Source organism: Leclercia adecarboxylata (assembly GCF_006874705.1).
Taxonomy (GTDB): domain Bacteria; phylum Pseudomonadota; class Gammaproteobacteria; order Enterobacterales; family Enterobacteriaceae; genus Enterobacter; species Enterobacter adecarboxylatus_C.
Genome location: NZ_CP035381.1, coordinates 21795 through 40431 on the forward strand (window position 1 = coordinate 21795; position 18637 = coordinate 40431).

17 protein-coding genes and 6 pseudogenes are annotated in these 18637 nt (G+C 48.2%); 13 read left to right on the top strand and 10 right to left on the bottom strand.

Annotated elements, in window-relative coordinates:
• Positions 1-22: 22 nt before the first annotated feature.
• On the bottom strand, positions 23-1456 hold the full coding sequence (locus ES815_RS00710) for a DNA cytosine methyltransferase (protein ID WP_001288432.1): 1434 nt from the start codon (positions 1454-1456) through the stop codon (positions 23-25).
• A gap of 98 nt (positions 1457-1554) precedes the next feature.
• Here ES815_RS00710 and ES815_RS00715 point away from each other — a divergent pair.
• Positions 1555-1827: pseudogene (locus tag ES815_RS00715) on the top strand (IS1 family transposase); the annotation flags it as partial.
• Between the two features lie 10 nt (positions 1828-1837).
• Here ES815_RS00715 and ES815_RS00720 read toward each other — a convergent pair.
• Both ES815_RS00720 and ES815_RS00725 read right to left on the bottom strand, forming a co-directional pair.
• Positions 1838-2044 carry a hypothetical protein gene (locus ES815_RS00720; RefSeq protein ID WP_001749967.1) on the bottom strand — a complete coding sequence of 69 codons (207 nt, stop codon included), beginning with the start codon at positions 2042-2044 and terminating at the stop codon, positions 1838-1840.
• 4 nt (positions 2045-2048) lie between these two features.
• Positions 2049-2609: a restriction endonuclease gene (locus ES815_RS00725; RefSeq protein ID WP_223275401.1), complete on the bottom strand. Its 561-nt coding sequence runs from the start codon at positions 2607-2609 to the stop codon at positions 2049-2051.
• Between ES815_RS00725 and ES815_RS00730 the strand changes: the two genes are divergently transcribed.
• The 3 genes from ES815_RS00730 to ES815_RS00745 all read left to right on the top strand — a co-directional run bounded on the left by ES815_RS00730 (position 2586) and on the right by ES815_RS00745 (position 4639).
• Complete coding sequence (locus ES815_RS00730; protein ID WP_001067855.1) at positions 2586-3290, top strand: IS6-like element IS26 family transposase; 705 nt, start codon at positions 2586-2588, stop codon at positions 3288-3290. The two genes, ES815_RS00725 and ES815_RS00730, sit on opposite strands and share 24 nt — an antisense overlap.
• 762 nt (positions 3291-4052) lie before the next feature.
• Positions 4053-4439 carry a plasmid stabilization protein StbA gene (gene stbA, locus ES815_RS00740; protein ID WP_001039463.1) on the top strand — a complete coding sequence of 129 codons (387 nt, stop codon included), beginning with the start codon at positions 4053-4055 and terminating at the stop codon, positions 4437-4439.
• Between the two features lie 8 nt (positions 4440-4447).
• Complete coding sequence (locus ES815_RS00745) at positions 4448-4639, top strand: hypothetical protein (protein WP_000861580.1); 192 nt, start codon at positions 4448-4450, stop codon at positions 4637-4639.
• 10 nt (positions 4640-4649) lie between these two features.
• Here ES815_RS00745 and ES815_RS00750 read toward each other — a convergent pair.
• Positions 4650-5117 (bottom strand): annotated as a pseudogene (locus tag ES815_RS00750) (IS1 family transposase).
• A gap of 519 nt (positions 5118-5636) precedes the next feature.
• Here ES815_RS00750 and repE point away from each other — a divergent pair.
• Complete coding sequence (gene repE / locus ES815_RS00755) at positions 5637-6392, top strand: replication initiation protein RepE (RefSeq protein ID WP_000807690.1); 756 nt, start codon at positions 5637-5639, stop codon at positions 6390-6392.
• Positions 6393-6660: 268 nt separating this feature from the next.
• Positions 6661-7133: pseudogene (locus ES815_RS00765) on the top strand (IS1 family transposase); the annotation flags it as partial.
• Between the two features lie 925 nt (positions 7134-8058).
• Here the strand turns inward: ES815_RS00765 and ES815_RS00780 are convergent.
• From ES815_RS00780 to ES815_RS00790, 3 genes and pseudogenes are all read right to left on the bottom strand, one after another.
• Positions 8059-9240: a DUF4268 domain-containing protein gene (locus ES815_RS00780; protein WP_094686392.1), complete on the bottom strand. Its 1182-nt coding sequence runs from the start codon at positions 9238-9240 to the stop codon at positions 8059-8061.
• Between the two features lie 281 nt (positions 9241-9521).
• Positions 9522-9665 (bottom strand): annotated as a pseudogene (locus ES815_RS00785) (IS110 family transposase); the annotation flags it as partial.
• Between the two features lie 15 nt (positions 9666-9680).
• Positions 9681-10373: pseudogene (locus tag ES815_RS00790) on the bottom strand (IS1 family transposase).
• Between the two features lie 183 nt (positions 10374-10556).
• Here ES815_RS00790 and ES815_RS00795 point away from each other — a divergent pair.
• From ES815_RS00795 to ES815_RS00820, 6 genes and pseudogenes are all read left to right on the top strand, one after another.
• On the top strand, positions 10557-11603 hold the full coding sequence (locus tag ES815_RS00795; protein WP_032621004.1) for an SIR2 family protein: 1047 nt from the start codon (positions 10557-10559) through the stop codon (positions 11601-11603).
• On the top strand, positions 11600-13408 hold the full coding sequence (locus ES815_RS00800) for an ATP-binding protein (RefSeq protein ID WP_032413492.1): 1809 nt from the start codon (positions 11600-11602) through the stop codon (positions 13406-13408). Before ES815_RS00795 ends, ES815_RS00800 begins: the two co-directional genes overlap by 4 nt.
• 235 nt (positions 13409-13643) lie before the next feature.
• Positions 13644-13889: pseudogene (locus ES815_RS24050) on the top strand (hypothetical protein); the annotation flags it as partial.
• A 143-nt stretch (positions 13890-14032) separates the two neighbouring features.
• Entirely contained in the window at positions 14033-14383 is a 351-nt protein-coding gene (locus ES815_RS00810; protein ID WP_000493378.1) for a hypothetical protein, read from the top strand.
• A gap of 50 nt (positions 14384-14433) precedes the next feature.
• Positions 14434-15177 carry a hypothetical protein gene (locus tag ES815_RS00815; RefSeq protein ID WP_000129823.1) on the top strand — a complete coding sequence of 248 codons (744 nt, stop codon included), beginning with the start codon at positions 14434-14436 and terminating at the stop codon, positions 15175-15177.
• The gene (locus ES815_RS00820) at positions 15174-15950 is read left to right on the top strand and encodes a site-specific integrase (protein ID WP_000015958.1); all 777 of its coding nucleotides are present in this window, start codon (positions 15174-15176) and stop codon (positions 15948-15950) included. The genes ES815_RS00815 and ES815_RS00820 overlap by 4 nt, the downstream gene beginning before the upstream one ends.
• A gap of 57 nt (positions 15951-16007) precedes the next feature.
• Here the strand turns inward: ES815_RS00820 and ES815_RS00825 are convergent, their stop codons facing one another.
• Together ES815_RS00825 and ES815_RS23710 are read right to left on the bottom strand one after the other, a co-directional pair.
• On the bottom strand, positions 16008-16265 hold the full coding sequence (locus ES815_RS00825; protein ID WP_000764642.1) for a hypothetical protein: 258 nt from the start codon (positions 16263-16265) through the stop codon (positions 16008-16010).
• A 128-nt stretch (positions 16266-16393) separates the two neighbouring features.
• Entirely contained in the window at positions 16394-16498 is a 105-nt protein-coding gene (locus ES815_RS23710; protein ID WP_032409716.1) for a hypothetical protein, read from the bottom strand.
• 534 nt (positions 16499-17032) lie between these two features.
• On the opposite strand from ES815_RS23710, the gene ES815_RS00830 reads away from it, so the two are divergent.
• The gene (locus tag ES815_RS00830) at positions 17033-17899 is read left to right on the top strand and encodes a replication initiation protein (protein WP_004118283.1); all 867 of its coding nucleotides are present in this window, start codon (positions 17033-17035) and stop codon (positions 17897-17899) included.
• Between the two features lie 356 nt (positions 17900-18255).
• Here ES815_RS00830 and ES815_RS00835 read toward each other — a convergent pair whose 3' ends face one another.
• Positions 18256-18525 carry a hypothetical protein gene (locus tag ES815_RS00835; protein ID WP_000339857.1) on the bottom strand — a complete coding sequence of 90 codons (270 nt, stop codon included), beginning with the start codon at positions 18523-18525 and terminating at the stop codon, positions 18256-18258.
• Between the last annotated feature and the right edge of the window lie 112 nt (positions 18526-18637).

An 18637-nucleotide genomic window follows, 5' to 3' on the forward strand; every position in this document is an offset into this window, starting at 1 on the left:
GCATAAATACCGGGAGGAGCGATCAGATTCGTTCAACCTTGCACGAATCGGCATTAACCGCTTTCAGGATATAAGGTTCAAGCAGTTTGGCTACGGCTTCAAACACGGGCACCACTACGGAGTTACCGAACTGCCTGTACGACTGAGTGTCTGACACAGGAATGCGAAAAGGCCTGCCATCTACTTTTTCAAAACCCATAAGGCGCGCGCACTCTCGCGGAGTCAGCCTGCGGGGCCGATGCGCCTGATTTTCTTCGTTCGCGAAGTCTGTTTCACCTGTGGCCATATCCCAGCCACGGTCTATCAGAATTTCAGACCCGTCTTTGTGATAGCGAGCAGAAAGCGTACGGGCAATGCTTTCTTTATTTTCAGGATTAACGAGGCCAAAACCGAATCCGTTACCCTTAGCTGCGTGCTTTTTGGCGTAGTTATAGAGATACTCCCAGAGTTTCGGCGTCAGTATATATTTGCTGTCAACCACGGGTTCCAGCAGTTCGCCAAATGACGGACGCTGTTCCGGATAAAAACGACTAATATCGCGCAGGGTAAAGCCCTGGTGAATGTTCAGATCACGGCGGAAACCGACCAAAACGATACGTTCTCGGTGCTGAGGTAAAAAGTGTTTTCCGTCGATAACTTTAGGATCGTTTTTGCCCATCTCAGCTGCATCCGCAACTTCATAGCCAAGTTCGTCGAGGGTATCCATGATGACTTTAAAGGTTTTACCCTTGTCATGGCTCTTCAGGTTTTTAACGTTTTCAAGAACAAAGATGGCAGGTTTTTTTGCGCGGATAATACGCGCCACATCGAAGAAAAGCGTTCCCTGAGCCTCACATTCGAAACCATGCGCGCGCCCGAGCGAGTTTTTCTTGCTTACGCCCGCAAGGCTGAACGGTTGACAGGGGAAACCTGCTAGAAGTACATCATGATCCGGCACATGCTCATTAATGTAAGCATAGGCATCGTTTTCAGGTACTTCAGGTTTATCACTGAGCGTGACTTCCCGAATATCTAGATTGAAAGTGTGTTCCTGAGCATCGTTAAACCAGTTAGCTTTATATGTGCGCACAGCCTCTTTATTCCATTCACTGGTAAAAACGCACTGGCCACCGATGGTTTCGAAGCCCTTCCGTATACCTCCAATCCCAGCAAACAGGTCAATAAACCGGAAGGCATAGTCAGGGTGATGTGCAGGCGCTTCCGGAAGCATTTTTCGTAGAAGTTCCTCTTCGGCTAACGTCAGCGTCTTAGGTGAGCACTTACCATTAATCCAGCGATTAAGAGTCTCGCGACTCCACTCATTTTTACCAACTTTTCTAAGCAGTTCAGCCACGTACTTCTGGTCATAGATTTCCAGCACCTGCCCGAGCAGCTTTTTATCATTTTCCTGTCGCAGTTGTTCTTCCGCTTCTGCTTTCTCAAGCAGATCCTGCGCCAGTAATTCAAATTCAGACATATTGCCTCCATTGGGTCTTATGGGTGAAACTGTATCACTCATTTGACCCAGATTGAATGTTTTTATCTGGATATTTAAACAGGTTTATTGTTAGGTAACGCACGTTGGCCACGCTGGAGCGTCTTCTGGGCCTGCTGTCGGCCTTTGAGGTCGTGGTATGGATGACGGATGGCTGGCCGCTGTATGAATCCCGCCTGAAGGGAAAGCTGCACGTTATCAGCAAGCGTTACACTCAGCGCATTGAGCGACATAACCTGAATCTGAGACAACATCTGGCAAGGCTGGGACGGAAGTCACTGTCGTTCTCAAAATCGGTGGAGCTGCATGACAAGGTCATCGGGCATTATCTGAACATAAAACACTATCAGTAAGTTGGAGTCATTACCGGTTCTCTTTGTCTTTTAGTGATTCTATAAACCTCATTACGTCTGAATATAAAAATCTATTATTTGATTTATGTGGCTCATGAGGTTGTGGGATGGTCTTGTTTTTGAATGTGCCAGTTTTCTTAATGGCAAAGATTAACTCACCTTCTGTTATTCCTAACATTTCAGCAAATGTTTTTGCTTCTATAGTTACTGACTTCATTTAATTAACTCTCATGGTATCGATTTTCTTTACCGGCATCTTTAACAATGGTGCTCGTTTCTAGTGTTGCTGCGGTACGCTTCATCATCGTCTGCGGGGCGGTTGCGATAGTGAAGGAGCTGCCGGGCGTGAGCAAATCTATCAGGCGCTGGCCGCTGATAATCTCCATCCGTTCACTGGCAATACTGACAGATTTTGAACCTGCGCCGGTTTTCCCGGTATGGCAAAACAGACCGCGACAGTTATGACGTTTAAGCAACTTCTCGAACTCCTGTACGTGCTGTAAAGCAATATGGCCGCGATAGCGTTTAGCCTGAATAAGATAGCGATATTTTCCTATTATTACCTGGCCGTCAATGCCTCCATCGCCGGTATAGCGTTTGTTTCTGATGGTTCTGAAGCCATGCGCTTCAAATCCTTCCAGCAACAGTTCTTCAAACACAAAAGGATCAATTTTCCTCAGGTAGTTAATTTTTTGGGCACTGTTGCAAATAGTCGGTGGTGATAAACTTATCATCCCCTTTTGCTGATGGAGCTGCACATGAACCCATTCAAAGGCCGGCATTTTCAGCGTGACATCATTCTGTGGGCCGTACGCTGGTACTGCAAATACGGCATCAGTTACCGTGAGCTGCAGGAGATGCTGGCTGAACGCGGAGTGAATGTCGATCACTCCACGATTTACCGCTGGGTTCAGCGTTATGCGCCTGAAATGGAAAAACGGCTGCGCTGGTACTGGCGTAACCCTTCCGATCTTTGCCCGTGGCACATGGATGAAACCTACGTGAAGGTCAATGGCCGCTGGGCGTATCTGTACCGGGCCGTCGACAGCCGGGGCCGCACTGTCGATTTTTATCTCTCCTCCCGTCGTAACAGCAAAGCTGCATACCGGTTTCTGGGTAAAATCCTCAACAACGTGAAGAAGTGGCAGATCCCGCGATTCATCAACACGGATAAAGCGCCCGCCTATGGTCGCGCGCTTGCTCTGCTCAAACGCGAAGGCCGGTGCCCGTCTGACGTTGAACACCGACAGATTAAGTACCGGAACAACGTGATTGAATGCGATCATGGCAAACTGAAACGGATAATCGGCGCCACGCTGGGATTTAAATCCATGAAGACGGCTTACGCCACCATCAAAGGTATTGAGGTGATGCGTGCACTACGCAAAGGCCAGGCCTCAGCATTTTATTATGGTGATCCCCTGGGCGAAATGCGCCTGGTAAGCAGAGTTTTTGAAATGTAAGGCCTTTGAATAAGACAAAACGCTGCCTCATCGCTAACTTTGCAACAGTGCCCGCTCAGCTGGTTGGTAACTATTTTCAACCCGGACTCCAGATCACCTGGGCCAGCTTCAAGGCAGCGCCGCAGATACTCTGACCGATTACCACCTGAAACCAGGTCTATATAGGCCAAAAGTTCATCTGATACTTTTGCGGTTATTGTTGGCATTCAGTCCTCACTTTGTGCATTTTTTAAACGAAAAAAGGGTGTCTAATACGGTGAAATCATAGTATTACCAAAGTAATAAATAAAAAATGTTTTAAATCAGTAAGTTAGATTAGATTTGTAATACCTGGGTAATACCGCAGCATGGTTAAATTTGGTTTTTTTTCTTTTAAATCAGTGAGATAGCGTGATTTATCACGCTGCGTTAGGTGTATAGCAGGTTAAGGGATAAAAAATCATCTTTTTTTGGTAGGGCGATCTCCGTAGGTTAAGGGTCATTTGGCTAAAAAGCGTCCTATTCTTTGATGGTCATACTTGCATGACCATCTGAGCAACCAAAAACTACAGATAAACTACAGATAAACTACAGATAAACTACAAAAAACGTTTTGCCTTAGTGTTGGAAGACTACAAATAGACTACAATAAAACTACAAAGAAACTACAAAAAACGTGACAGACTACAAATAGACTACAAGAAAACTACAGATAAACTACAAAACTCGATTGACCCCTTCTTACGAGTGTTGTAGAGTCATTTTCATACAACGGAGGGGGTTATGAATAAACCAGCAGATCTGAAACCCCGCAACTTATCGGCTGCTGTCAGATTGCGCCTAAATGAAATCGAGAACTGGCTGGACAGAGGGCTAACGCGGCATGAAATTGCTGAAATCCTCGACAGCGAATACAGCTTTTCGGTAACAGCCAAAGGGCTTGAGATGGCACTGTATAGAACGCGGCAAAACCGAAAAAATGTATTGCACAATACACATGATAAGAGTAGCGCGAAGGGTGCAGCGGAAAGTGTATTGCACAATACACAACCGTCTGAGCCTGAAGCGCAGGAAAGTGAAAAAGCAGAGAGTCCCGGCATTATTGATAAAGAATTCTTCAATAAAATCGGTGAGAATTTCGACCCTAAGAAGTTCAACAAAAAATTCTGAGGTGATTTATGAAAGTAGCGGTAATTAATTACAGTGGCAGTGTTCGTAAAACCTTAATTTCATCTTACCTGTTAGCCCCGCGGCTGACTGGTGCAAAGTTCTATGCGGTAGAGACTATCAACCAGTCTGCTTCCGATCTGGGTATTGAAAATGTGACCAGTTTTAAAGGTGACGACTTCTCACGTTTGATTGAGGGGTAATGACTCCAACTTACTGGTAGTGTTTTATGTTCAGATAATGTCCAATGACTTTGTCATGCAGTTCTCCCTTCAGGCGTGATTCATAAAGCGGCCAGTCATCCGTCATCCATACCACGACCTCAAAGGCCGACAGCAGGCCCGGAAGACGCTCCAGCGTGGCCAGAGTGCGTTCACCGAAGACGTGCGCCACAACCGTCCTCCGTATCCTGTCATACGCGTAAAACAACCAGCGCTGGCGTGATTTAGCGCCGACGAACCCCACTGTTCGTCTATTTCCGCGCAAACAATGACGTCACTGCCCGGTTGTATGCGTGAGTTTACCGACTGCGGCCTGAGAGGCGGTGTAAGTGAACTGTAGCTGCCATGTTTTACGGCAGTGAGAGCAGAGATAGCGCTGATGTCCGGCAGTACTTTTACCGTTACGCACCACGCCTTCAGTAGCTGAGCAGGAGGGACAAGTGATGGAGATGGAAGCCACTGGAGCACCTCAAAACCACCATCATACACTAAATCAGCAAGTTGGTAGCATTACCCAGAACTGGACAGAATAGGCTGTATGTCTAACTTCTGGCAGCCAGCAGTGCTCGCCGCAGCCGAGCGACAGGGCGAAGCCCCGAGTGAGCGAGGAAGCACCATGGAACAGTACTCATAAATTCTGCATACGCTCAATGCCTGCAAAATCACCTCCCATAGGGGTTATCCACTTATCCACGGGGATATTTTTATAAGATCTTTTTAAATAGTTGTTAGATTTTTATTTTTAGAATGCCCACAGGCCTTTATCCATGCGGGTTCCAGAGAGGGATCTGTGACAAAACGCCCTTTCAGTGTGACAAATCACCCTCAAATAGCCGCCATTTCTGTGACAAGTTGCCCTTAACCCTGTGACAAATTGCCCTCAGGAAGCGTTGCTTTTCACAAAGTTATCCATCCCTGTTGACTCTGTTTTATGAAGTGTGACAATCTTAAAGTCTGTCACACTTCGCATGGACCTGTCATGGCGGAAATAGCGGTTATAAACCATAAAAAACGTAAAAATAGCCCGCGGATTGTCCAGTCTAACGAGCTGACTGAGGCGGCATATAGTCTCTCCAGGGATCAAAAGCGTATGCTGTATCTGTTCGTTGACCAGATCAGAAAATCCGACGGCTCCCTGCAGGAACATGACGGCATCTGCGAAATTCACGTTGCTAAATACGCTGAAACATTCGGGCTGACCTCCGCTGAAGCCAGTAAGGATATACGACAGGCTTTAAAAGGTTTTGCGGGTAAGGAAGTGGTTTTCTATCGCCCTGAAGAGGATGCCGGCGATGAAAAAGGGTATGAATCCTTTCCCTGGTTTATTAAACGTGCGCACAGCCCATCCAGAGGGCTTTACAGCGTACATATCAACCCATATCTGATTCCCTTCTTCATCGGGTTACAGAACCGGTTTACGCAGTTCCGGCTCAGTGAAACAAAAGAGATTACCAATCCGTACGCCATGCGTTTATACGAATCTCTGTGCCAGTACCGTAAACCTGATGGCTCAGGTGTCGTGTCCCTGAAAATCGACTGGATCATGGAACGCTACCAGCTACCTCAAAGTTACCAGCGTATGCCGGACTTTCGCCGCCGTTTCCTGCAGGCAAGTGTTGACGAGATCAACAGCCGGACACCAATGCGCCTTTCTTACATCGAGAAAAAGAAAGGCCGCCAGACGACGCATATCGTATTTTCCTTCCGTGATATAACCTCCATGACGATTGAATAGTTGAGGGCTATCTGTCACAGATTTAAGGGTGGTTCGTCACATTTGATCTGGAAAGTTGAGGGTGATTTGTCACAGTTTTGCTGTTCCCTCCCTGGCATCCTGCGCTTACTCATAGTTTTTTTGGCTGTAACCGGTAGTGGAGCCAGAATTGAGGGCAATTTGTCACTCTATCCTGAGGGTAGTTTGTCACACTAGATTTTCTCCCTCTTCCCGGGTAATGGTGCCAACTTACTGATTTAGTGTATGATGGTGTTTTTGAGGTGCTCCCGTGGCTTCCATCTCCATCACTTGTCCCTCCTGCTCAGCTACTGAAGGCGTGGTGCGTAACGGTAAAAGTACTGCCGGACATCAGCGCTATCTCTGCTCTCACTGCCGTAAAACATGGCAGCTACAGTTCACTTACACCGCCTCTCAGCCCGGTACACACCAGAAAATTATTGATATGGCCATGAATGGCGTCGGATGTCGCGCCAGTGCACGCATTATGGGCGTTGGCCTCAACACGATTTTACGACACTTAAAAAACTCAGGCCGCAGTCGGTAAACTCACGCATACAACCGGGCAGTGATGTGATTGTCTGCTCTGAAATGGATGAACAGTGTGGTTACGTCGGCGCTAAATCACGCCAGCGCTGGTTGTTTTACGCGTATGACAGGATACGGAGGACGGTTGTTGCACACGTCTTCGGTGAACGTACTATGGCCACGCTGGAGCATCTTCTGAGCCTGCCGTCGGACTTTCAGGGCGCGTGGTTCCTTTTAAACACCAGCTCTGTATCTCTTTTAAAGATCCTTTAATAAATTCTGTAAATCCATAACCTGTTCATCGCCTGCATTGTGGACCGGCTCGGGAGAATGCCCGCCCTTGCAGCGACCAGACGGTCGCGCCGGTTCGGCAACGTCAGTGAGAGCTCCCTTCGCTACGCGACGGGCCCCGGCCGGAGAAGCAAATTAGTTACAGCATTCAAAAGGAAATCCATCATAAAACCGGCGCCGGTTTGCCGGCCAGGTGCCCCTCCCCACCACTGAAAAGCGCCGCCGCCCCGGCCGAAGGCCGGGAGTAGTGTCGCTTTTAATGATGGGTGTTGTAACTACTCTTCTTCATCGCTGTCGGTGGAGCTGCGGGCAGTTCTTTGGTACACGCTCGTAAGCGGCCCTCCGGCCCGCTAACGCGGAGATACGCCCCGGCTGCGGCTGTCGCCACTCCGACCGCGTACAGAGGCATCTGAGACGTTTTTAGCGGGTATAGCTTTGCAGCTACCGCGTTAAGTTCCCTGGTGTCGCTGAGATAGTTGATGAACATCCCCCTAAGCGTCAGCAGCAAGCTGCCGCCGCTAAGGCCCCGGAAATCACGCCCTTTACGTCGTAAACGCCGTAAAGCCCGCTCACCGGGGTTAAAAGGGATTACTTTGACTTCTTCATTGCTGTTAGCGGGTTAAGGCTAATCAGGGCAGGGGGTAGGGTGGCAGAATTTATAGCCCGGCAACCGGCTACGCCGGGCTTTCGGCGCCATTTGACTCCACAGACACATGTAACCTCATCTGGCGCCTCCATGCCGCTGACGCGGCATCAGGAAGTGTAGACTTTAACGTCTGCTTTGTGCCAGGAGCGGAAGTTGTTAATTACAGTTTGCGTGGATCACGGGTCAGGGTCACTCTACTTAATACTACTCGTCCCCACCTTCGGTGATCAGACCTGACTTTTTCAGCTCAACCGCCAGCTCCTGTAAGCTCGGGCGAATTGCTTTTTCCAGACGGGTCATACCATCAATCATCCAGCTAATGATGTCAGGCCAAAGTTCTTTGTTTCCGCCGTCAAATGCTTTTGCACAAACAACCTGGCAGCTTTTTCTCTCAGGCAGTAGTCGCCAATTGAGCATCCCACCAAACTGCGACTCAATATGCGTTTTGCGCTCTGACAGACGCTCAAACAGCCATGTATTTTCTACCGCATCTGAACGTGAAATATTGAGCTGAATGCGAGCATCTTTTTGCGAGAAGATCACTTCAAAAGGCACGCCACTAACCCCCGAACCCGCTGCCAGCCAATGGTCTGTCGTAGGTGCTCGGTTGTTAAATAATGAACATGTGCTGGTACGGAATTTTTCCAGTGCTAACGACCAGAACTCACGGCGTAAATAATGTCGTTGTTGCAGTTCGCTACTGCTTGAGGTGGACTGCTCTTCTGCCTCTTTCTGCGCCATTCCAATCATGTAGGATTCCGCTTCAGGAGTCGGAATGACCTGCCGTATATCGACAAAAACATCCTCGGCAAAGAGGTACGGCGTCGCTTTGAAGCATTGCACTCGGATGCCAAACTGCATTAGCCATAGTGCAGTATTGGTAACTTCTTTGCGGAAATTCGCCGCTACCATGATAACGCGCTGTGTCCCTTTTCGATTGAGCACACCTTCTTTCAAACTTTCCCAGCCCATAAATTCTGCAATAACTTCTGCCGCAGGGCGGATTTCCGAGGGTTCATGTTGTGTAATATAAAGCTGAAAAATTTCGACAACGCTTTCCTGACGAAGGTTGGCGCAGTAACCCGCATACTTCAGCGCCTGCCAGACCACGTCACGCCCTGAATCATCAAGTTTATTCTCGATAATGACCAAGTTGCCTTTTTTGTCGATAGCCAGCAGATCGAGACGTTCGTTAGTCTCATCAAAACCAGCAAACTCTTTCTGAATAATTAAAAGTTCGTCCTCTTTATCATCTTTCTTAGTCAACGCTTGAGGATTGTTTGCCAGCCACTCTTGCAAATGATCGCGTTCGCGAAAACCAAGACTGCTAAAAGAGACTTCCATGAGCGACTTGAGGCTATTGTTTTGCCGATCAATCTTATACATTTTCTATCTCACATCCTGATTGTTTTGCTTCTGGCAGAATTATCTTATTTGGGTTTGAGGGTAATGGAACGGAAACGTACGCTAAGAAGATAATTGTTTGTTTATATTGAAATTTAAATTTCTCAATTCCCCATTTATCATATCCTCCGGTAGCGTGAGCTGACAAGCTCCCTGTTGACTCACACCTAATGCTGCTAGCAATGTCCGTAGATCGCTCATAGCGGACTGCGCTCACTTACTGCTGTGAGCGTTACATTGAGTTTAATGCCAGCCAGGTATAGTCAGGTTGACAGTACTTGTTTCAGACCTTCGTCATTAAAAACGGTTCCGGTCTTCAGGACGCCATAACACCAGTGCACCAGTTTCCGCATCAGCGCGCCAATGGCCACCATTTTAGGTTTACCCCGCAGGCACATCTCATCGTAGGTAATGACTCCAAATTATTGATAGTGTTTTATGTTCAGATAATGCCCGATGACTTTGTCATGCAACTCCACCGATTTTGAGAACGACAGCGACTTCCGTCCCAGCCTTGCCAGATGCTGCCTCAGATTCAGGTTATGCCGCTCATTTCGCTGCGTATATCGCTTGCTGATAACGTGCAGTTTTCCCTTCAGGCGGGATTCATACAGTGGCCAGCCATCCGTCATCCATATCACCCAAAGGGTGACAGCAGGCTCATAAGACGCTCCAGCGTCGCTATAGTGCGTTCACCAAATACGTGCACAACAACCGTCTTCCGGAGCCTGTCATACGCGTAAAACAGCCAGCGCTGCCGCGATTTAGCCCCGACGTAGCCCCACTGTTCGTCCATTTCCGCGCAGACGATGACGTCACTGCCCGGCTGTATGCGCGAGAATACCGACTACGGCCTGAGTTTTTTAAGTGCCGTAAAATCGTGTTGAAGCCAACGCCCATAATGCGGGCGGTTGCCCGGCATCCAACGCCATTCATGGCCATATCAATGATTTTCTGGTGCGTACCGGGTTGAGAGGCGGTGTAAGTAAACTGTAGCTGCCATGTTTTACGGCAGTGAGAGCAGAAATAGCGCTGATGTTCGGCAGTGCTTTTGCCGTTCGCACCACCTCGTCAGTAGCTGAACAGGAGGGACAGCTGATAAAAACAGAAGCCACTGGAGCACCTCAAAAACACCATCATACGCTTAATCAGTAAGTTGGCAGCATCACCGAAACTGCCTACCTGATTCGTTTAGCTACGTTCGTATATGAGTCAGAGAATGAAATTTAAACAGGATGCATCACTTGTTGAAACATGTAAGATAAATCTTATCTACGATATTTAAGGAAAGGCACAGCGTGGCGACTTATCGGGCTTACTACGGGCAGGACAGAGATCGTGAATACTTTGAACGCATATTTCAGTCAGCAAACATCAATTTCATCATTGGCTCAGGAGCATCACTGCCTGCAATCAGCGTGTTAGGTGATATTGAAAGCGAGCTTGAGGCTCTGGTCCGCGCCGGAAATGATGATGAATACTTCAGTAAATCTGAGTCTTTTCTGGACAATGTATGGAAGGCAAACAACGTCCTCCTGAAGCGAAGCAGGCCCGCAGAGGTAATCCTTCCTACTTTAATAGATGATGTCGTATCGACACAAAACAACTACGCGAAGCTCATGCGGGCATTAGAAATGCTTCTAACGAGGCGGCGGACTGGATTGCTACCGCGGCGCATCAACCTTTTTACGACTAACTATGATTTGTTCATTGAGGATGCGGCGGTTAAAAATAACAACGTCATTCTGAATGATGGATTCCGTCAGCGCGCTGATATTTACAACCGGACAGTATTCGATGCCAAATGTTTTTATCAGACCATACACGCAACCGGAAACCTTTATAATTACAGCGTGGAACTACCTACGGTGAATCTCATCAAGCTGCATGGTTCCCTTTCCTGGCATAGCTATGATAAGGAAATCTATTATTCCATTAAGGATATGAAGCCAGTTGCGTTCAATACACCAAAGGAGAAGCAGGACTGGGTTATGTCACATCAACTGGTTCTGCCGCGAAAGGATAAATTTCGTGAAACCTTACTTGAAAACGTGTATTACGATCTACTACGGACTTATTCAAATGAGCTGGATAAAGAAGGCTCTTTGCTTATAGTTTTCGGATTTTCTTTTGCGGATGAGCATATTGAAACCCTTACCAAAAAAGCGCTACGAAACGCCACGCTCAAAATTGTTATATTCGCTTACAACGAGGCGGCTAAAGACCTATTTCTTGGTAAATTCCGAGATTATTCCAACGTTGATGTGGTTTTTACTCCTGGAGCTCCGTTGGACTTCAAAAAGATGAATGAAATTATAACCAGCTTTCTTGGAGGTATGAAATGACCTCCGCTTTTGTTAACGAAGAAGCAGTATTAAGGATCGGTGAGGTTCGTGAAGTATCGGGCAGAACACTCAGCGTGCTTGTCGATAAAAATAAAAATCTGAGTGACCTTTTCTATCACGGTAAGGTGCTCAAAAATGTTTCAGTAGGTAGTTTCATCGAAGTCAAAAAAGGCTTCATGAGTCTGATTGCAAAGGTAGAAACCGAGAAGATTGTCGAGGAAAAATCACCTGTTGGTAGCGGAAGCGATTCGCTTCGCTTCCGACGCTATCTTACAGCCTCACTGGCAGGCTACATTGACCGGAACGGGCGCTTTACTGGCGGAACACGCGAGTTACCCCTTATCGGCAATGAAGTTTTTCTGATGTCTGAGGAACAACTTCATCTTATCCACTCGATCGCGCCAGCGGGCGAGTCTGGGCTGAATTTTTCGCGCACCGATCTCGAAGATATTGATATCACTCTCCCGATAAGCGGCCTTCTCAACTCACACATCGCCATCTTCGGTAATACTGGCAGCGGCAAGTCCAATACTCTGGCCGCGCTTTACCAGCATGGCTATGAGGCCCTGAAAAACCTACTAGGCGAAGGATTCAGAAGTCGGTCACGGTTTCTTTTATTTGATTTCAATGGTGAATATGGTGGGAGAAGTTGCATTACGCGCGACAAGGTTGTTTACAATCTTAGCACGCATGATGAAGAGGGTGATCGCATTCCGATGCCTGCTGAGATACTGCTTGAGCATGAGATTCTCTCTGTCCTGACGGATGCCACCGACAAAACGCAGAAACCTTTCCTGAAGCGAGTACTTGAATTCAAAAAGCGAGTGGAGTCGAAGCTGAACCCTCAGTCATATTTTCGTGAAATTCTGAAACGGCGGGTCACCGAAACTCTGTTTGGTTGCGAAAAGAAAAAAAGTGACGACCTGATTGATTTATTCCGTCCCGTACTTAAGGACGAAGACCTGATAGCAGATATTGAATTTTTTTATAACAACGGCGGCGTATGGCGAACTAAGACAGGTGTTTACTTTTCTAATGAAGAAAATACTCATCAGTGCAATATGTACCAGAGGGCTCAGAATTATGAATTTCCCGAAGATATAATGGAAGAGTTGCTGGACTATATGTATGTTCAGCTAATTATTGAATATCTTTCAAGTCGCTCAAATCCTGAACATCTTTCTCCTGTCATCAACCGAATGAGCGGACTGAAAAAAGATATTCGTAAAATTTTCAATACTGCATCCGGCGGAACCATCTGGGCAGAAACGAACTTTGTTGTCCTGAACCTTAATATGGTCAATCTGACCATGAAAAAAACGCTACCACTTTTAATGGCCAAATGGGCCTATTCAGCAAAAAAAATGGATAAGGTACCGTCCACTCTCCATCTCATCATAGACGAAGCACACAATATCCTTTCGAACACCTCGTTCAGGGAATCAGAAAGCTGGAAGGATTATCGGCTCGAAACGTTTGAAGAGATAATTAAGGAGGGCAGAAAATTTGGCGTCTTTGTGACGATATCCAGTCAGCGACCAAATGATATCTCCCCGACTATCATTTCTCAGGCACATAACTATTTCATTCACCGGTTGATAAATCAGAACGATCTGTATGCTATTGAAAAATCCGTTTCCTACATAGACCGCATGACTGAAGAATCTATTCCAACGCTTGCAACCGGCACCTGCATATTCAGTGGCGTGATCTGCCCTATGCCACTTAAGCTTCGTATAAACGAGCTGTCTTTCCGCAAAAAGCCGCACAGCCATACGCTGAATTTTGAAGACCTAATGCTTTAGCCACGGCTGCCGCTTCTCTGAGCAGAACGGCAGCCTGTCTCCCCGTTCAGTGTGAGCAGATCAGCTAATGCTGGAATCGCGTCCGGCTCGGTCACCTTCATAAACGCCGCCTCAAACTAAAGATTCTTCTTGTAGTACTAGCAGTAATTACAAAAAGTGCTTTTATGCTTTTTAAGCATTGCTTTTATATTTTTAATAATGTCAGTTTTTATCCCTCACTCCTTTCTTTTCTTGAGATCCGAAAACTCCAAGTTCCGGATCTGCTTCAGCCCCGCCGGCGCGCAGCGGCCAGGCAACACAAGATGTAGAGGTGTTTCCAGCTGTCAGTGACCCTATATGTTGTGTCCCTCCCCTCCCCCGTGACCGGCCGCTCACCACCCTGAAAGGGCGCTGTGGTTATTCCGTGTGCGTGGTACACTTCCGGAAACTGTGGAATAACATAAAAGTCGGATCCGGCCAGAGCGGCCGTCAGGTAATTTAATTACGTTGTTATATGGCTGCTTATTATTTTAGTATGTGAAAATCACTCTCGTGAAAGTCACTGTCGCGACAGAGTGGCACTCATCTGACGATGATTGAGGTGTGGTAAAATTGCACGGCTAACTATTCAACTGAGGAAAGGACATGTTTACTGCATTCAATGAGAGAAATGATTTCAGTTATGCTTTTGAAAAAATCCGTAATGCGATTTCCGCGCCAGGAGAAAATAATCTTTATGCTGCAACAGAATTAGGTCTTGGCATTCTGCTCCGTAAATACGAGCAGTTTCGCCAGGAACTGGATGCGGCCGGTGAGCTGGGAAACTGGGAATATGATCTCGATACCTACAATCACTGTATTGCGGTGCTGCAACGTTACTTCACCGGCAATCCATCCGGACTGACAGAACGTGATGCCCGGATTTACAGCCATTACCTGCAGACTGAGCACAAAAGGTTTGTGAAACTGGCTGAAGAGCTGGCTGCCGGCCGCTGACTACGGACAGAGGGCGGGATTTCTCAGGAATATAAAGGGGTAAATGATCAATGACTGATATACAGGCCGCAACTGAGAGTATAGTTGCTGCGACATCCCATCCGGTTTCCGTACAGCTGATTAATCAAGGGGCGGGGATCTGGGGAAACGTGGCAACCGGGCTTATCACTGGCCTGCTTACTGGGGGTATAACACTCACTGGCATCTGGCTGACACATTATTTCACGCTTAAGCGTGAGAGACAGGCGTCAGAAGATAAAATGAAAAAGGAACTGCATTACATTGCCACCGAGTTGGTATTCATGCTTGAACGGTATGCTGAGGGTTGTTTCCGGGTTGTGACGGATGACGGCCAGGATGATGATGCCCCCCAGCCTGAGAGAAAAGCTGTCACGAATTACCCTGAACTGAATCTGATCGATGTCTCCGGTGACTGGCGGACTTTAGAGCCACGTCTTATGTATCGCATCCGTGAACTGCCGGTGCTCCAGGATGAGGCCCACAGGGCAATTGCATATGCCGCCGAATACTCCGACCCTCCTTGGCATAAGGACTATTTCAGGGAACGGCAGTATCAGTTCACGCGCTTGGGCATCAACGCTGTCATTCTTGCCGTCCGTCTGCGCAAGGCAACCGGGATGCCCGAAACACGTCTTACAGGTCATGATGAATGGTCTGCAGTTTCCGTGTTTCGTAAAGTCTGGAGGCGCGAAAGAGCCCTGCGCGCTGCTGAAGCTACCCGCAACAGGGAGTGGAATCAATTAGTGATACCTGATGGAATGTCAAACCAATGAGCGGCCTCTTATCATATTCTCACCCGCAGCAGCCGGCGCAAATGCCGGTGGCCATTGACTATCCCGCCGCGCTGGCCCTGCGCCAGATGGCGCTCGTTCAAGATGAACTACCGAAATACCTGCTGGCACCGGAAGTCAGCGCCCTGCTCCATTATGTGCCCGATTTGCACCGCAAGATGCTGCTGGCAACCCTCTGGAACACCGGCGCACGTATCAACGAGGCGCTGGCGCTGACCCGGGGGGATTTTTCGCTGGTGCCACCGTATCCGTTCGTGCAGCTGGCCACGCTTAAGCAGCGCACCGAAAAAGCGGCCAGGACAGCCGGCCGAGCTCCCGCCGGTAGCCAGGCTCATCGTCTGGTTCCGCTTTCCGATCACCACTACGTCAGCCAGCTGCAGATGATGGTGGCCACCCTGAAAATTCCGCTGGAAAGACGCAACAAGCGTACCGGCAGAACAGAGAAAGCCCGCATCTGGGACATCACCGACCGGACAGTACGGACCTGGATTGGCGAAGCGGTTGAAGCGGCCGCCGTCGACGGGGTGACATTCTCGGTGCCGGTCACCCCGCATACGTTCCGCCACTCCTACGCGATGCATATGCTGTATGCCGGCATACCACTGAAGGTTTTGCAGAGCCTGATGGGCCACAAATCGATTAGCTCGACGGAAGTCTATACGAAGGTGTTCGCACTTGATGTTGCTGCGCGGCATCGAGTTCAGTTTCAGATGCCCGAAGCGGATGCGGTAGCCATGCTGAAAGGGAATATTTAAGTACTTAGGAGAATGATGCTGGCGAACGTCCTGCTCGCCGGGGAGGTCTGTCAGACGTTATCTGGACCAGCTGACGGGAATATCTGCTCTGTATTCCTCATACTGCTCATAGATCGCATGCTGAAGCATCGTAATACGTTCTGACAACCTGTTGGCGTCCGACATATGCCGCCATTCCCCCTCAATAGTGGTTTTCTGTCCATCCGGGAGATTGAGCGTGATCAATACCTTTGTATCACGAATAATCACCCCGTCAGTGAAAGAATTAAGACCACTCCTTACGGTATTATCTATCTGTATAGTTTCAAGTTTCATCTTGTTACCTCCTGTTGACCGGATCCCAAGCATAGATATCTGAATTCAAATTGCCTAGTGAAATGTCTGGATATGCCGCATTTTTCCCCTTATACAGCGAAGCTGGCCAAAGGCCAGCCCGCTTGGATTTATCGCTTTTGCCAGTAGATCAGCATGGCAAGGAACAGGATTGTTGCCCCCTGAGAAGCGGTCAGGAAAGTTTCCAGCAATGACATTATCGTAAAACTCCGCATTATTAATTTCAGGTGTGTGATTCAGGGGCCTTAGTCCCCCTTTTACAGGACGTAGTGTTCTGTCACGACGGAAGCCAGGGTTAATAAAAACGATTCGAATATGTCTGCAGGGACGATAGAAATCTTCGTGCGGGTTGTCTCGCTGTAGCCGGCTCTGGAGAGCGACTCGGGGGAGGAGTAGTATCTTCCGGCCACGGATATGATCGAGCCAGCAGTGCTCGCCGCAGTCGAGCGACAGGGCGAAGCCCCGAGTGAGCGAGGAAGCACCAGGGAACAAAACTTATAAATTCTGCTTACGCTCAATGCCTGAAAAATCACCTCTCCTCGGGGTTATCCACTTATCCACGGGCATATTTTTATAAAGTACTTTTTTATTCTTTTTCTTTATTTTACATCTTTTAGGGAGCCTGAAAGCCGCGTACAGTGCGGCCTGAGAGGGGGCCTGTATGGGCAACTGGTAAACATAATATGGGAAATTAATCACGTATCAGTGGGTTTTGTGTCAACAAGCTATGGGATACGCATCAACAAGCTATGGGAAAGAGGTCAAGTTCAGTTCTCAATTATCCACTTGTGGATAAAGTGCAGATTTTTCCGGTGGATAAGTATCGCGATAGCTTGCAATTTCTGTTTTCACTGTCATTATGGGTGGGTAAAAATTTACCCATAGGCATTGAAATGGATACTCAAGCACTCTTGCCAGCTACTAAAACGTTTAAAAAACGCGCCAGTATAAAGCAATCTAACGAATTGACCGAAGCTGCATATTACCTGCCTCTTCAGGCAAAACGTGTGCTGTGGTTATGCCTCATGCAGGCCTATTTTAATGACAGCCAGGAAGATGACTCTGACGTATTGCCGCTCTTCAAAATCAGCGTTTCCGATTACGTCAAATACTTCAATGTCGCTACGTCTGTCGCCAGTCGTGATGTGAAGGCTGGGGTAAATGCTCTGGGCGAATCAACGGTTACCTTTTATCCAAAAGAAGGTGAGTTTGAAGAAGTTAAACGTCCGTGGCTGGCTGAAGCAGGAATGAAGCGAGGCCGGGGTTCCTGGCAGATTGAATTTAACTACAAGGTCATGCCATTCCTGGTCGGCTTAACCTCCCAGTTCACTACCTATTCTCTCTATGACTGTGGCCAGCTTAATAGTGTTCGTGTCATCCGGCTTTATGAAAGCCTGTGTCAGTTCCGGAGCACTGGTGTCTGGATCACCACACATGACTGGTTATGTGAAAGGTTTATGCTCCCTGCCTCGCAGAAAAACAATATTGCTGAAATGAAGCGTACCTTCCTGGAACCTGCTCTGAAGAAAATTAATGAGAAGACGCCATTAAAGGTAACATATACCACTGAAGAAGATGGTCGCTTGCTGTTTAATTTTCTTGATAAAAAACAATAGTCTGTAATTTTTATTTCCTCCCCCCTTAGTTTGTTGCTGACATATGGGGGGATACTGAACTTGCTGTGTTTCCCATAGTGCTTGCCTAACTTGACCTGTTTCCCGCAATCGCGGCTGTCTGCGTAGTTGACCTGTTTCCCACAGTCCGGGCCGTCTGCGGAGTTGACCTGTTTCCCACAGTCCCGGTCGTCTGCAAAGTTGACCTGTTTCCCACAGTCCCGGTCGTCTGCAAAGTTGACCTGTTTCCCACAGTCCGGGCCGTACGCGGAGTTGACCTGTTTCCCACACTCCCGACCGTCCGAGAAGTTGACCTGTTTCCCATAGTCCGGGCCGTCCGAGAAGCTGACCTGTTTCCCTTAGTCCGGGCCGTCCGCGAAGTTGACCTGTTCCCCACACTCCCGGCCGCCCGCGAAGTTGACCTGTTTCCCACAGTCCGGGCCGTCTGCAAAGTTGACCTGTTTCCCACAGTCCCGGCCGCCCGCGAAGTTGACCTGTTTCCCATAATCCGGGCCGTCCGCGAAGTTGACCTGTTCCCCACACTCCCGGCCGCCCGTGAAGTTGACCTGTTTCCCATAGTCCGGGCCGTCCGCGAAGTTGACCTGTTTCCCATAGTCCGGAGCGTCCATTAAAGTTGACCTGTTTCCCACAGAGGATGGAAAACTCTTCTTGTGCTGAGCGTAAGAGCTATCTGCCGGAACGGTTCCTCTTCGCTTCCTCGCCAGTTCGCTCGCTACGCTC